Below are 14,004 nucleotides of genomic sequence, written 5' to 3' on the forward strand. Positions count from 1 at the left end.
CCCCGACTATGGAGGCTCAACATCGCCGCGAAAAGGGGGTGTCGGAAAAAAATTGTACGTGACAGTACAGCTACGGCACGGGGCCTGGAAAGAGGGCCGGGACCAGCGCAATCCCCCGCGGCGCGCCGTCAGTCCTTACGGTGGAAACGCCACCCGCATCCGCGCACCTGTCCCTTCCTGCGCATCCAGGATGTCGAACCGCGCGTGGTGGCCGCGCGCGATCTCCTCGACGATCGCCAGTCCCAGGCCACTGCTTTGGCCATCGCTGCCTGCCGCACGATAGAAGCGTTCGCGCACGCGTTCACGTTCGGCCGTAGGAATGCCTGGGCCGCTGTCCTCCACCTCCAGATAAGGCGCGCCGCCGCTCCGTCCGCAGCGCAGCGTGATACGGCCGCTCTCGGGTGTGTGACGGATCGCGTTGTCGACCAGGTTGATCAACAGCTCGTGCAGCAGCCAATGGACACCGTGGACATGCGCCGGCGCGCACTCTGCACCCAGGTCGATGTTGCGGGCGATGGCGCGATCGAGCATGGAATCGGCCACCGAGCCGATCAGTGTTTCCAGCTGCACGTCGGTGAAGTCGCCGGGACTGTGTGCCGAAGGCTCGGCGCGCGCGAGTGCGAGCAATTGGTTGGCGGTATGCGCCAGGCGATCCACACTGTTGTACAGACGGGCAATGCGTTCTTGCTGCGCCTCGTCGCCGGTTTCGCTGGCCAATACTTCCAGTTGCGCTTTCAAGCCCGAGAGCGGCGTGCGCAGTTGGTGTGCGGCGTTGGTAAGGAAGTGCTGCTGAGCCTGTGCGGCGGTACGCACTGTCCCCAGCAGGGTGTTGAGCGATTGCACCAGAGGGCGTACTTCGCTGGGCACGGGCGCCACCGCCAGGGGCTGCAGCGATTGCGGCTGGCGTTGCGCGATCCGCTCGCCCAGGCGATTGATCGGGCGCAAGGCAACGGTGATGCCGAACAGGCATACGCCGAGCACCAACAGCAACTGGATGCCGTCGCTTACGCCGATGACGGTGTCCAGCCGGCGCACCGCGCGATCGCGCCGATGCATGGTCTCGCCTACGCTGACAATCACCGGCTGGCCGCTGACCTGCGTGCGGTAGCTGACGATGCGCAGCGGCAGCTGCTTGTAGACCGCGTCCTCGTAGCTGAAGCCGTTGCCGACGCCGCCCTGGGCGATCGGCAGGCCTTGATCGCCGGCCACGGTGCGCCCATCCGGCAGATTCACCCGATAAACGACGCTTTCCCGTCCACCTGGAAACAGATGCGTCCAGATCGATGGCCGGCCGTCAGGCTCGAAGCGCAGCGGCAGTTTGTCGTGATCACCCGAGTCATCTGCGGAAGGCGGCGGGGGGGGCGCGCCGGGGGGATGCATCGGCAGGAAGCCGGGATCGGGTTTTTCCAGATGAACTTGCCCGTCAGCCCCGCGGTTCAGATGGGCCGCGATGGCCAGCACTGTGTGCGAAAGGGTACGGTCGAAAGCGTTATACAGCGGCGTCACGTAGGTACGATGGTCCGCCCATACGCTGGCCACCAGCAGCAGCACCAGTGGCAGCAGCAGATAGCCAAGCAAGCGCCCACGGATGCTTGGCGCGCGTCGGGGTTTGGAGCCTACGGACATTTGCCGTTTAAGCGTTATGCGTCATCGAGGCGATAGCCCAGGCCACGGATGCCGCGCACTGTGGCCGCCTCGCCGAGTTTTGCGCGCAAGCGCGATACATGCACTTCGATCGCGTTGCCGGAAATCTCCTCGTCCCAGCTCACGATGGCCTGGATCAAACGTTCCTTGCTCACCACCCGACCACTGTGGTGAGCAAGGCATTCGAGAATCGACCATTCGCGCCGGGTGAGTTCCAGTGCGCGCCCCGCGTCGTCGATCGCGCGGCGGCCGGCCAAGTCGATGCGCAGGCGACCCACCAGCATTTCGTTGGCGGTGGCAGCGGTGGCGCGGCGAATCAGCGCACGGCAGCGAGCGGCCAGTTCCGGCAAGGCGAACGGTTTGACCAGGTAATCGTCCGCACCCAGGTCCAGCGCGTTGACGCGATCGTCCAGTCCGTCTCGTGCCGTCACTATCAGCAGCGGCAACGAGCTGCCATCGCGGCGCAAGCGGCGTACCAGCGTAAAGCCGTCTTCGCCCGGCAGGCCCAGATCCACGATGGCGAGGTCGTAATGGGTGGTATCCAGGCGGGATTGGACGGATTCGGCATCGCCCACGGCATCCACCACGTAGCCGGCGCCAGCCAGGCCACGCACGATGGCATCGGAAACCAGCGGATCGTCTTCAACTAGCAGTATGCGCATACGACGGTAAGTGTCCGGGATCGGAAGATCGTATCAGCTAATGCCGTTTTGTTCTGTCATGCAATATGGCCAGATGGAGCCGCCAATAAGCAGCAAGCTACACTTAGGCGCTCCCCATTTTTCAGCGCTGGTTCCCATGTCAGATATCCCCGCCTGCCCCCTTTGCGGCAGGGAACATACCTATCCCGATGGCGAGATCTATATCTGCCCGGACTGCGGGCACGAGTGGCCACAGCGCGAGGCAGCCAGCGAGGAAGCTCGGCTGGTAGTGCGGGATGTGCATGGCAACGCGCTGCAGAACGGCGACAGCGTCATCGTGATCAAGGATCTGAAGGTGAAGGGTGCGTCAATGCCGCTCAAGCAGGGTACGGTGATCCGCAATATCCGCCTGGTCGAGGGTGACGCGGAGCACATCGAAGGCCACTCCGACAAGATCAAGGATCTGGTGCTCAAGGTCTGCTTCTTGAAGAAGACGTAACCCTCCGGCAAGCAGCATCTTCAAGCTGTCCAAACAAGAAGGCCGCCCGGAAGGCGGCCTTCTTGTTGCGTCTTTCGCAACGCTCAACGCTTCATCGAGTTGAAGAACTCATCGTTCGACTTGGTGTTCTTCATCTTGTCGAGCATGAACTCCATTGCAGCCAGTTCATCCATCGGATGCAGCAGCTTGCGCAAGATCCAGATCTTGGCGAGCAGGTCCGGATCGATCAGCAGATCCTCGCGGCGCGTACCGGAGCGGTTGATGTCGATGGCCGGATAGACGCGTTTTTCGGAGATGCGGCGGGACAGGTGCACTTCCATGTTGCCGGTGCCCTTGAACTCTTCGTAGATCACCTCGTCCATCTTGCTGCCGGTATCGATCAGGGCAGTGGCGATGATGGTGAGCGAACCGCCTTCTTCCACGTTGCGCGCGGCGCCGAAAAAGCGCTTCGGACGCTGCAGCGCATTGGCATCCACACCGCCGGTAAGCACCTTGCCGGAGCTGGGCACCACGGTGTTGTAGGCACGGGCCAGGCGCGTGATCGAGTCCAGCAGGATGACCACGTCCTTCTTGTGCTCGACCAGCCGCTTGGCGCGCTCGATCACCATTTCGGCGACCTGCACGTGGCGCACGGCCGGCTCATCGAAGGTGGAGCTGATGACCTCGGCGCGCACGGTGCGCGCGATTTCCGTCACTTCTTCCGGGCGCTCGTCGACCAGCAGGATGATCAGGTGCACGTCCGGATGGTTGTACTGGATCGCATGCGCGACGTTCTGCAGCATCATGGTCTTGCCGGACTTCGGCTGCGACACGATCAGCCCGCGCTGGCCGCGGCCGATCGGCGCGACCAGATCCAGGATGCGCCCAGTGATGTCTTCGGTCGAACCATTGCCGCGTTCGAGTCGGAACGCCTTGCGCGGGAACAGTGGCGTCAGGTTCTCGAACAGCATCTTGTTCTTCGATGCTTCCGGCGGATCGCCGTTGATGTCGTCCACCTTGAGCAGCGCGAAGTAGCGCTCGCCTTCCTTCGGATGACGCACGCGTCCGGTGATGTAGTCGCCGGTGCGCAGGTTGAAGCGGCGGATCTGGCTGGGCGACACGTAGATGTCGTCCGGGCCGGCCAGGTAGGACTCGTCGGCCGAGCGCAGGAAGCCGAAGCCGTCCTGCAGGATTTCCAGCACGCCTTCGGCCCAGATGCCTCCGCCCGAGCGGGCGTGGGCTTTGAGGATGTTGAAGATCACGTCCTGGCGACGCTGGCGGGCGACGCCTTCCTGGATGCCGAGGGACTCGGCGAACTCCAGCAATTGGAGCGGATTCTTGCGCTTCAGCTCAGTGAGATTGATGACGCGATCATTGCTGCCGATATCGGCATTTTCGTCGTCCACCGGCAGGCCGTGCGGATTGCGCGGCTGGCCGCCGCCCTGGCCCGGCGGGCGTTGGCCGCGTTCGTGGCGGCGACGGCGGTTGCGATCGTTGCGGTCATTGCGGCGGTCGTTGCCGCCCTGGTATCCCTGGCCCTGGTTCTGCGACTGGCCACCGCCGTTGCCGTTACCGCCTGGTGTGTTTTCGCGGGCTTCAGGCGCCTCGGCGCCGCTCTGGCCGCCGCCATAGCGCAGCGGCTCCTGGGTAGGCGGCGGCGCTTCGGAGCGTGTTTCGGCAGGAGCCGTGGGGCGCTCGGCGTATTCGGTCCGCCCTTCGGCAGGCCTCTCGGTGGCGGGACGGGCCTCGCCGGCCGCCGCACTGGACCGGCGGGGCGAACGAGTACGGGTAGGCGTTTCACTCACAGGCTTGGAGTCGGCGCGGATGGCGTCGGAAGAATCTTTGCTTTCGATATCGGACACGGGCAAACCTCACGGGGCGCCGTTGATGACAGGAGGGAGGACGAGCGTTGCGCGGAATGCGCGAGAGGGCAGGACAGCCCCAACTGAAGAAGGAATCTAGCACCCGTCGCGCAGCGCCGTAAAGGGCGGCTGCAGCGACGGATTATACAGCAGTTATCAGATCGCTTTGTCGATCAGCAGCTTGAGCTGCCCCTTGCTGACGGCACCGATCTGGGTGGCTTCCACCTTGCCGTTCTTGAACAAAAGCAGGGTGGGAATGCCGCGTACGGCATAGTCACGGGGCTTCTGCTGGTTATGGTCGATGTTCAGCTTTACCACCCGCAGCTTGCCCTGGTAATCCTTGGCCAGTTCATCCAATGCCGGGGCGATGGCCTTGCACGGCCCGCACCATTCGGCCCAGAAATCGACCAGGACGGGGGTTTCGGACTTCAGCACTTCGTGCTCGAAGGTGTCATCGCTCACATGGGTAATCAGTTCGCTCACCGTGGGTCTCCGGGGGTAAGGGGGTGTGGGGGGTAAGACCGCGTGCCGATCATCGGTTACACTAGCGAAGTGCCCAAGGGGCGCGGGGTCGATCCGGTCATGGTTCAGTGCCATTGCGGCATGCGTTCCATTCCAGCTCAAGTCGGGCCTCGATTCAAGCGATTCAAGGGCATCCACGGCAGTCTTAGCTGGCATAGGTGAAGTCGCTTCACCCGCCGTTTCACCTATGCCAGCGGGCTTTGCTGCGCCTTCGGCGCCCGCCATTGCAGCGCGCCGCACCTATCCACCCGTCCCAAGGTTGATCAAGACTAACTGCGGGACCGGGCCCAAGCGCTTGGTCGCCGGTCCTTACCAGATTCCCCTTTCATGTCTCAAACAGTCCTTACCGAAACCTTCTTTACCCAATTCGACTTGCATCCCCTGCTGCAGCAAGGCCTTGATGAGGCCGGCTTTGCACGCTGCACGCCGATCCAGGCGCTGACCCTGCCGATGGCGCTGACCGGCCGCGACGTTGCCGGCCAGGCCCAGACCGGCACCGGCAAGACCTGCGCCTTCCTGGTGGCGATGATGAACCGGCTCCTCACCCAGCCGGCCGTGGCCGAGCGCAAGGACTCCGATCCGCGCGCACTGGTGATCGCCCCCACGCGTGAACTGGCGATCCAGATCGAGAAAGACGCCAAGAACATCGGCCGTTACACCGGCCTGCGCACGGCGCTGATCTATGGCGGGGTCGACTACGACAAGCAGCGCCAATTGTTGAAGGATGGCTGCGACATCATCATCGCCACGCCCGGCCGCCTGCTCGACTATTACAAGCAGAACGTGTTCGGCTTCAACGGCGTGGAAGTCATGGTGATCGACGAAGCCGACCGCATGTTCGACCTCGGCTTCATCAAGGACGTGCGCTTCATCTTCCGCCGCCTGCCGGTACGGGAACAGCGCCAGGTGCTGCTGTTCTCCGCCACGCTTTCGCACCGCGTGCTGGAGCTGGCCTACGAGCACATGCACAACGCCGAAAAGCTGGTGGTGGAAACGGATAACGTCACGGCCGACCGCGTGCGCCAACAGGTGTACTTCCCAGCCAAGGAAGAAAAGATGCCGTTGCTGCTCAACCTGCTTGAGCGCACCAAGGCCGAGCGCAGCATCATCTTCGTCAATACCAAGGCCGCCGCCGAGCGCATTACCGAGCGCGTGAAGCGCCAGGGCTACCGCGTCGGCGCGTTGTCCGGCGACGTGCCGCAGCTCAAGCGCCAGAAGCTGCTGCAGCGCTTCCAGGATGGTCAGCTCGACGTCCTGGTATGCACCGATGTTGCCGCGCGCGGCCTGCATATCCCCGCCGTCAGTCATGTATTCAACTACGACCTGCCGCAGGATGCCGAGGATTATGTCCACCGCATCGGCCGCACCGCGCGCCTCGGCGCGGAAGGCGATGCGATCAGCTTCGCCTGCGATCTCTACGCGATGTCGCTGCCCGAGATCGAGACCTACATCGGCCAGAAGATTCCGGTGGCCAATCTCGAACCGGAACTGCTGGTGATGCCCACACCGAAGCAGATCGATCCTCAGTTCGCCGCCGAGGCCGCGGCGGACAGTGCGGCATTCGGCGACAAGGTGACCCCTCGCGGCGACAGCAAGCCCTCAGGCTCGCGCGGGCGTCGTGGCGGTCGCCAGGGCGAACACGCCGGTTCGTCCGAACAACGGCCGCGCCGTGACGATCGTCCGCGCAAACCGCGTGAGGAGCAGGGGGCGGACGCAAATAGCAGTGCTGCGCCTGTGACTCGGGCGCAAGCCGTCTCTGCAGCAGGGCACGAAGGCGCAAGTGGCGAAGGCAAGCGCCGCCGTCGTCGTGGCGGTCGCGGCCGTCGTCCCGCGGGTGCGGCACCGGCAGCGGAGGTGGCCGTCAATCAGGTCAACGCGACGGGTAGCAGTCGTCCTTCGCGACAAGTGGTGGCGCAGTCGCCGTCGGGCGAGCCGCCGGCGCCGAAGAAAATCGGCTTCTTCCGTCGCCTGGCGCGCCTGTTCACCGGCAGCTGAACGCGTAGGCTGGGATGGCAATCCCAGCATCCGCATGCCGCGTGCAAAGCTGGGATTGTCATCCCAGCCTACGCATCGCTTATCCTTGCGGCCATCCAATCAGGGTGACGGGGAACGCGTGATCCGCTTCGATCAAGTCAGCAAGCGTTATGAAGGGGGACACGAAGCCCTTTCGCAGCTTACGTTCGAAGTCGCCAAGGGCGAGATGGCGTTCGTGACCGGGCATTCCGGCGCGGGCAAGAGCACCTTGCTCAAGTTGCTCGCGCTGATCGAACGTCCCTCGCATGGGGTGGTCTCGCTCGACGGCCAGAATCTCTCCAAGATCGGTTCAAGCGGGATCCCCAGGCTGCGCCGCAGCTTGGGCATGGTGTTCCAGGATCATCGACTGCTGATGGATCGCAGCGTGTTCGCCAATGTCGAATTGCCACTGGTGATAGGCGGCGTTGCGCCGCTGGAGCGCGGCCGCCGGGTGCGCGCGGCGCTGGAAAAAGTCGGCTTGCTCGATTACGAACGGCAGTTGCCCGCCTCGCTGTCCACCGGCGAACAGCAGCGCGTGGGCATCGCGCGCGCCATCGTGGCCAAGCCGAGCGTGCTGATCGCCGACGAACCTACCGGCAATCTCGATCCGCAGCTTGCTTTTGAAATCATGAGCCTGTTCGCCGAGTTCCAGCAGGTAGGTACGACCGTGCTGGTTGCCAGCCACGATCTGCCGCTGATCAAACGCGTGAAGAAGCGTGTGGTGGTGCTCGATCATGGCCGGCTGGTCGCCGACGTTGCGGCGGAGGAAGTGCTATGAGCGCATCGACCGATACGCAGGCCCCGCTGCCCACCCGCAGCGAGCGCAGCCATCGCCGTCCGTTTTCGAGCTGGAGCGAGCATCATGGCTGGAGCGCGAGCGCAAGCTTGCGCCGCCTTGCCGCCAAGCCGGTGGGCAGCTTGCTCACCATCGCGGTGATGGGCTTGGCGCTCGCTTTGCCGCTGGCGTTCTATTTGTTGCTGTCGAACGTGCAATCGCTTGGGCAGGCGTTGGGGCGCAACCAGGTCATCAACGTGTTCCTGAAAACCGACCAGGTGGCAGGCAATGCGCAGCTGCTGGCCAAACAGGTCGGACAGCACGACGGGGTGGCGAGCGTCGCTGTGAAGTCACCGCAGCAGGGCATGGACGAACTCAGCAAGATGCAGGGTTTCTCCGATGCCCTGCATGCGCTGGATGACAATCCGCTGCCGTTCGTGCTCGAAGTACAGCCGCAGGCAGGGATATCCGCCGACGCGGCCAGCCGGCTGGTAGACGACCTGCGTGGCATGCAGGGTGTGGATATGGTGCAGGACAGCGGTACGTGGCGGCAGCGCCTGGACGCGCTGCTGGGCGTAGGCAATCGCGTGGTTCTGCTCCTGGCGGCCTTGTTCGCGCTGGCGGTGCTGCTAGTGGTAGGCAACACGGTGCGCGTGGACATTACCAGCCGCGCCGAAGAGATCGGCGTGCTCAAGCTTATAGGCGCCAGCCGCGCGTTCGTGCGGCGTCCCTACCTGTATGCGGGCATCTGGTATGGCCTGTTCAGCGGGATGCTGGCGGTGGGACTGGCGCTGGTCATTGAATTCGCTTTGGCCGAGCCGGTGGCGAAGCTGAGCCAGGTCTACGCAGGGACGCTGCGCCTGGGCGGTTTGCCGCCCTGGCTGCTGCTGGCGGTGCCGGGGGCTGCCGCCTTCCTGGGCTGGCTGGGGGCACGGCTGGTCAGTGCCTGGCAATTACGCAAGGCCGCCTGAGATCCAACGCGAATACCCCCTGCGGTGAAGCCGGTCGCAGCTCTTTTACAGCTTTATGGGTCACTATATCGGCCATTTCTACGGCACGGATAGAATGGGTGCCCTACAGGCGCAGGGGGTGCCTGCCGAATGCTCATGCAGGGAAGCAATGCTAGACCGGGATGGTGGGGTTCTTTCGATGAGTGCAAGCATCAGCAATCGTGATCTGAGCGCCGCACTGCGCGTGCTGGTGGTGGACGGTTCCAAGGTGGTCCGCCAGCTGATCACACGCGTGCTGCGCAAGGAGTTGCCACAGGCGGAAGTGGTGGACTGCGGTAGCGGCGCCGAAGCGCATAAGCTGCTGGAGAGCGGCGTGTTCGACTTCATCACGATCGCCCTGCGCCTGCCTGATATGGACGGCTTGGAACTGGCGCGCTACGTGCGCGAATCCGCGCCGCAGATCTATGTGCCGATCGTGGTGGTTTCCGGCGACGTCGACGACCGGCTGCACCGCCGCGCACTGGGCGAGCATGTCACCGATTATTTCGACAAGTCGCTCGGTTTCCAGGCGTTGGCGGAATTCATCCGTGGCTACGTGCGTCCGGAAAGCGCTGCCGAGGGCGTGGTGCTGTACGTGGAAGACAGCCGGGTGGTCGCATTGGCGACGCGCCGCATGATGGAAAAGATCGGACTCACCGTCCGCCATGTGGTGAGCGTGGAGGATGCGCTCGCCCTGCTCGAAACCGAGCGTGCGCAAGGAGGAGTTGGTGCGGATGTCGTGCTCACCGACGTGAGCCTCAAGGGCGAATTGACCGGTGGCGACCTGCTCAAGCGGATCCGTAACGAATTCGGTTACGGCAAGGGCAAGTTGCCGGTGCTGGTGATGACTGGCGATGAAAATCCCGACAACCAGGCCGCGCTGATCCGCGCCGGCGCCAACGATCTGGTGGAGAAGCCGGTCGAAGAAAAACTGCTGATTACCAAGCTGCTGTTCCAGTTGCGGGTCGCGCAGCATCTGCGCGCACGGGAGAGCGCGGGAGCGCTCTGATCTCCTATCATGCGGGGATGGCTACTGAACAACCCGCCACCCCGATGAGTGAAGAAACACGGATCAAGCTTGAGCCATCCTGGAAAGGCCGCATCGGCGACTACCTGCAACGTCCGGACATGCGCGCGCTGTCCGAATTCCTGCGCACGGAGAAACGCGCCGGGAAGGTGATCTATCCGCCGGGGCCTGAGATCTTCAACGCCTTCAACCACACGCCGTTCGAAGCGGTGCGCGTGGTGATTCTGGGGCAGGACCCTTACCACGGCCCAGGCCAGGCGCACGGCTTGTGTTTTTCGGTACGGCCAGGCGTGCCGGCGCCGCCGTCGCTGGTCAACATCTTCAAGGAGATCCAGCGCGACCTGGGGTCGCCCCCTCCAGATCATGGCTGCCTCACTCCGTGGGCCGATCGCGGCGTGTTGCTGCTCAACGCCGTGCTTACGGTGGAGCACAGCCTGGCCGCCTCGCACCAGGGCAAGGGTTGGGAGGGCTTCACCGACGCGGTCATCGACGCCCTCAACCGTGAGCGCGAGGGCATCGTGTTCATGCTGTGGGGCTCATACGCCCAGCGCAAAGGCCAGCTTATCGATACCCGCCGCCATGCGGTGCTGAAATCGGTGCATCCTTCGCCGTTGTCCGCGCACCGGGGCTTCCTGGGCTGTGGGCATTTCTCCGCCGCCAACCGCTATCTCCAGGCCAACGGCCAGGCGCCGATCGACTGGTCCCTGCCGCCCCGGGCTGCGTTGGAGGCGGTTTGATGGGGGCGACCAGCCCCCAAACCCGGGATTCACTGCCCACAAGTCACACTTGAAACCGCTAAGCCCGGCATCCACCCCACATGGACAAGCTGCGAGAATTCATGTACTATTGAGTACATAAAAGGTGCCGGAACTTGCTGGTGCCTTTAGCACTCAAAGTACCAGAGTGCTAAGCTCAACCCCACTTTCAGGAGGTTCCAACATGTCTCAAGCCTTGGTGACGGCCAATCTGCCGGTTCCCAGCCTCGTTGGCAGCCTGGACGCCTATATCTCGGCGGTGCACCGCATCCCGGTGCTCAGCCAGGAAGAAGAGCAGGAGCTGTCGCGCCGCTACCAGCAGGACAGTGACCTCGCCTCAGCCCGCAAGCTGGTGATGTCGCACCTGCGTTTCGTGGTGCACGTCGCGCGCGGCTACAACGGTTATGGCCTGCAGTTGTCCGACCTCATCCAGGAAGGCAACATCGGCTTGATGAAGGCCGTCAAGCGCTTCGACCCCGACCAGGGCGTGCGCCTGGTCAGCTTTGCCGTGCATTGGATTCGCGCGGAAATGCACGAATTCATCCTGCGCAACTGGCGCATCGTGAAGGTGGCGACCACCAAGGCGCAGCGCAAGCTGTTTTTCAACCTGCGCAAGAGCAAGAAGCGCCTGGGCTGGATGAACGCCGAGGAAGTGCGCATGGTCGCCAAGGACTTGGGTGTGCCGGAAGCCACCGTCCGCGAGATGGAATCGCGCCTGTCCGGTCGCGACATCGGTTTTGAAGCCCCGGCCGATGCCGAGGAAGAGGCCAAGCCCGCGCCGGAGGCGTTCCTGGTCGACGAGGGCGCCGATCCTTACGACAGCGTGGCGGAGGCCGACCAGACCGACAACCAGCTCGAAACTCTATCGAACGCATTGCAGAAGCTGGACGAGCGTTCGCGCGACATCATCCAGCGCCGTTGGCTGAATGAAGATAAGGCAACGCTGCAAGATCTTGCTGATGAGTACGGCGTATCGGCTGAACGCATCCGTCAGGTCGAGGCCAACGCGATGAAGAAAATGCGCGGGCTGTTCGCTGCCTGAAGCGGTACTGATGCGGTTACCTAAAACGGCCTCCCTGGCGGAGGCCGTTTTGTGTTCGTAGGCTGGGACGAGTCCCAGCATTACCATGCCCATGCCCCGCTGATGCTGGGATTGTCATCCCAGCCTACGCGCAGGCAGACGCGCATACGTGGAATAGATCAAAGCATCTCCAAGGCGGACCGTGCCTCATATCCTGGTCATCGAAGACGACGAGATCACCGCACGCGAAATCGTGCTGGAGCTCGCTGCGCACGGCATCAGTGCCGATCGCGTGCACAATGGCCGACAGGGATTCGAGCGTGCGCTGGAACCGCGCTACGACGCGATTACGTTGGACCTGATGCTGCCCGGCATGGACGGTCTAACGCTGGTGAAGCAACTACGCGAGCAAGGCATCAGCACGCCGGTGTTGATGATCAGTGCGCTCGGCGACGTGGACGAGCGCGTGCGTGGCCTGCGTGCCGGTGGCGACGACTATCTCACCAAGCCCTTCGCGCCGGATGAGATGGCTGCCCGCATCGAAGTTCTGCTGCGTCGGCACCAGCAGAAACATCCCGCACAAACCAGGCTACGCGTGGCGGACCTGGAATTGGACATGATCACGCGAACGGCGTGCCGCGGTGCCCGCGAACTGACGCTGCTGCCCACCGAGTACCGCCTGCTGGAATTCCTGATGCGTTATCCCGGTCAGGTGCTGACCCGGGCAATGATCTTCGAAAGCGTATGGGGCCTGCGTTTCGATCCGGGTACGAACCTCATCGACGTGCATATTGCGCGGCTGCGCCGCAAGGTCGACAACGAGGGCGATCCACCCCTCATCCGCACCGTGCGCGGCTCGGGCTACCGGCTTGGCTAGCCCGGCCAAAGGCTGGTCGATCCACTGGCGCAACACCACCTCGCGCCTGCTGCTGGCCTATGGCGTGTTTTTCGTGATCTGGGGCACGGTGCTATTCGGTTTCATCTATTGGGAAACCCGCCATTACCTGGAAAACCGTACCGGGATGCAGCTCAAGCAGCAGGTGAGCTACCTGCGCAGCCTCGACCAAGAGCACATGATGGTCGCGCTCAACGACTATGTCGTGCTTGAGGCAACCAACTACAACGCCTGGGGTTTGTTCGATGCCGGCGGCAAGTGGCTGTACGGGGACATCCTGCAGATGCCGCCCGGTGTCCAACCCGATCTGGTGACGTTGCGCCTGCCGACCGAACAGGTCGTTAGCGGCCCGCTCGCTCCGAAGACGCCAGCCATCTCGGTGATCGCCGTGCGCCTACATAACGGCCAGATTCTGGTGCTGGCGCACAGCACGCGTATCGCCGCCCGGGTAGGAGGCATCATCTGGCATGCCTTATGGTGGGGGCTTTCGTTCACCCTGGTGCCTGGCCTGATCGGCGGCCTGATCCTCAACCGCGCACCGCGCCGGCGCATCCGGCAGATCGAATCGGCCACGCAGCTGATCATGCAGGGCGATCTGCACCGGCGCCTGCCCGTCAGCAATCGTGGCGACGAGCTGGATCGGCTGGCGGCCATCGTCAACGACATGCTCGACCAGATCGAGCGCCTGATGGGGGAAGTGAAGGGGGTTTGCGACAACATTGCACACGACCTGCGCACGCCGCTCACACGGCTGCGTTCGCAGCTGTATCGCGTCGAACAGCAAATGGGAGAGGAAGATCCGCATGCAGCGCTGATCGAGCGATGCGTCAGCGACATCGATGAAGTGCTGGCGCGCTTCCGGGCACTGTTGCGCATTTCCGAGCTGGAAGACAGGCGGCGGCGCGAGGGCTTCATTGCCGTCGATCTGGGACAGACGCTGGAGCACGTGCATGAGCTTTACGCACCGCTGGCCGAAGATCAGTCATTGCATTTTGCCATGGAAACCGAGCCGGGCCTGTTGGCCCAGGCGGATCCGGATCTGCTGTTCGAGGCCATCGGCAACCTGGTGAGCAACGCCATCAAGTTCACCCCGCAAGGCGGCAGCGTGGCGCTGAGCGCAAAACGCGTCGGACCTGATATGGCGCAGCTGGAAGTGGCGGACAGCGGCCCAGGCATCCCGGAAGAACAACGCCAGGCGGTGTGGCAACGTTTCTATCGCGGCGAGGGCGGACTCGATACGGCTGCAGGCCATGGGCTGGGGCTGAGCATCGTTGCCGCCATCGCGAAATTGCACGACTTCGAGCTGCGTATCGAAGGCGGGCGGGGCGGCACGCGGATGGTGATGACATGTCGCCTGCTATAGGCCGGGGTTTGCACCTCGA

At 63.5% G+C, this 14,004-nt stretch carries 13 protein-coding genes; 9 read left to right on the forward strand and 4 right to left on the reverse strand.

What is annotated here, in order from left to right:
* Positions 1 to 135: 135 nt before the first annotated feature.
* On the reverse strand, positions 136 to 1,626 hold the full coding sequence (locus QQJ96_RS08085; protein WP_284331474.1) for a sensor histidine kinase: 1,491 nt from the start codon (positions 1,624 to 1,626) through the stop codon (positions 136 to 138).
* A 14-nt stretch (positions 1,627 to 1,640) separates the two neighbouring features.
* Entirely contained in the window at positions 1,641 to 2,306 is a 666-nt protein-coding gene (locus QQJ96_RS08090; protein ID WP_284331475.1) for a response regulator, read from the reverse strand.
* A 136-nt stretch (positions 2,307 to 2,442) separates the two neighbouring features.
* Here QQJ96_RS08090 and QQJ96_RS08095 point away from each other — a divergent pair, with 136 nt between their 5' ends.
* Positions 2,443 to 2,784 (forward strand): zinc ribbon domain-containing protein YjdM, encoded by a 342-nt coding sequence (locus tag QQJ96_RS08095; protein ID WP_284331476.1) that lies wholly within the window; start codon positions 2,443 to 2,445, stop codon positions 2,782 to 2,784.
* 83 nt (positions 2,785 to 2,867) lie between these two features.
* On the opposite strand, the gene rho is transcribed toward QQJ96_RS08095, so the two are convergent.
* Both rho and trxA read right to left on the reverse strand, forming a co-directional pair.
* Positions 2,868 to 4,625, reverse strand: a complete 1,758-nt coding sequence (gene rho / locus QQJ96_RS08100; RefSeq protein WP_284331477.1) for a transcription termination factor Rho — start codon at positions 4,623 to 4,625, stop codon at positions 2,868 to 2,870.
* 156 nt (positions 4,626 to 4,781) lie between these two features.
* Positions 4,782 to 5,108, reverse strand: coding sequence for a thioredoxin TrxA (trxA, locus tag QQJ96_RS08105; RefSeq protein WP_284331478.1), 327 nt, complete (start codon positions 5,106 to 5,108; stop codon positions 4,782 to 4,784).
* A 366-nt stretch (positions 5,109 to 5,474) separates the two neighbouring features.
* Between trxA and QQJ96_RS08110 the strand changes: the two genes are divergently transcribed.
* The 8 genes from QQJ96_RS08110 (at position 5,475) to QQJ96_RS08145 (ending at position 13,985) form a co-directional block, all read left to right on the forward strand.
* Entirely contained in the window at positions 5,475 to 7,142 is a 1,668-nt protein-coding gene (locus QQJ96_RS08110; RefSeq protein WP_284331479.1) for a DEAD/DEAH box helicase, read from the forward strand.
* 118 nt (positions 7,143 to 7,260) lie between these two features.
* Positions 7,261 to 7,938 carry a cell division ATP-binding protein FtsE gene (ftsE, locus tag QQJ96_RS08115; RefSeq protein ID WP_284331480.1) on the forward strand — a complete coding sequence of 226 codons (678 nt, stop codon included), beginning with the start codon at positions 7,261 to 7,263 and terminating at the stop codon, positions 7,936 to 7,938.
* A complete protein-coding gene (gene ftsX, locus QQJ96_RS08120) occupies positions 7,935 to 8,906 on the forward strand; it encodes a permease-like cell division protein FtsX (protein ID WP_284331481.1) in 972 nt (323 codons plus the stop codon). The genes ftsE and ftsX overlap by 4 nt, the downstream gene beginning before the upstream one ends.
* A 178-nt stretch (positions 8,907 to 9,084) precedes the next feature.
* A complete protein-coding gene (locus tag QQJ96_RS08125; RefSeq protein ID WP_284331482.1) occupies positions 9,085 to 9,933 on the forward strand; it encodes a response regulator in 849 nt (282 codons plus the stop codon).
* 17 nt (positions 9,934 to 9,950) lie between these two features.
* Positions 9,951 to 10,688: a uracil-DNA glycosylase gene (ung, locus tag QQJ96_RS08130; RefSeq protein ID WP_404649424.1), complete on the forward strand. Its 738-nt coding sequence runs from the start codon at positions 9,951 to 9,953 to the stop codon at positions 10,686 to 10,688.
* Between the two features lie 202 nt (positions 10,689 to 10,890).
* On the forward strand, positions 10,891 to 11,748 hold the full coding sequence (gene rpoH / locus QQJ96_RS08135; protein ID WP_284331483.1) for an RNA polymerase sigma factor RpoH: 858 nt from the start codon (positions 10,891 to 10,893) through the stop codon (positions 11,746 to 11,748).
* Positions 11,749 to 11,929: 181 nt separating this feature from the next.
* Positions 11,930 to 12,604, forward strand: a complete 675-nt coding sequence (locus QQJ96_RS08140) for a response regulator transcription factor (RefSeq protein ID WP_284331484.1) — start codon at positions 11,930 to 11,932, stop codon at positions 12,602 to 12,604.
* Positions 12,597 to 13,985 carry a sensor histidine kinase gene (locus QQJ96_RS08145; protein ID WP_284331485.1) on the forward strand — a complete coding sequence of 463 codons (1,389 nt, stop codon included), beginning with the start codon at positions 12,597 to 12,599 and terminating at the stop codon, positions 13,983 to 13,985. Before QQJ96_RS08140 ends, QQJ96_RS08145 begins: the two co-directional genes overlap by 8 nt.
* The last annotated feature ends 19 nt before the right edge of the window (positions 13,986 to 14,004 follow it).

Source organism: Dyella flagellata (assembly GCF_030160275.1).
GTDB classification, from domain to species: Bacteria; Pseudomonadota; Gammaproteobacteria; order Xanthomonadales; family Rhodanobacteraceae; genus Dyella_B; species Dyella_B flagellata.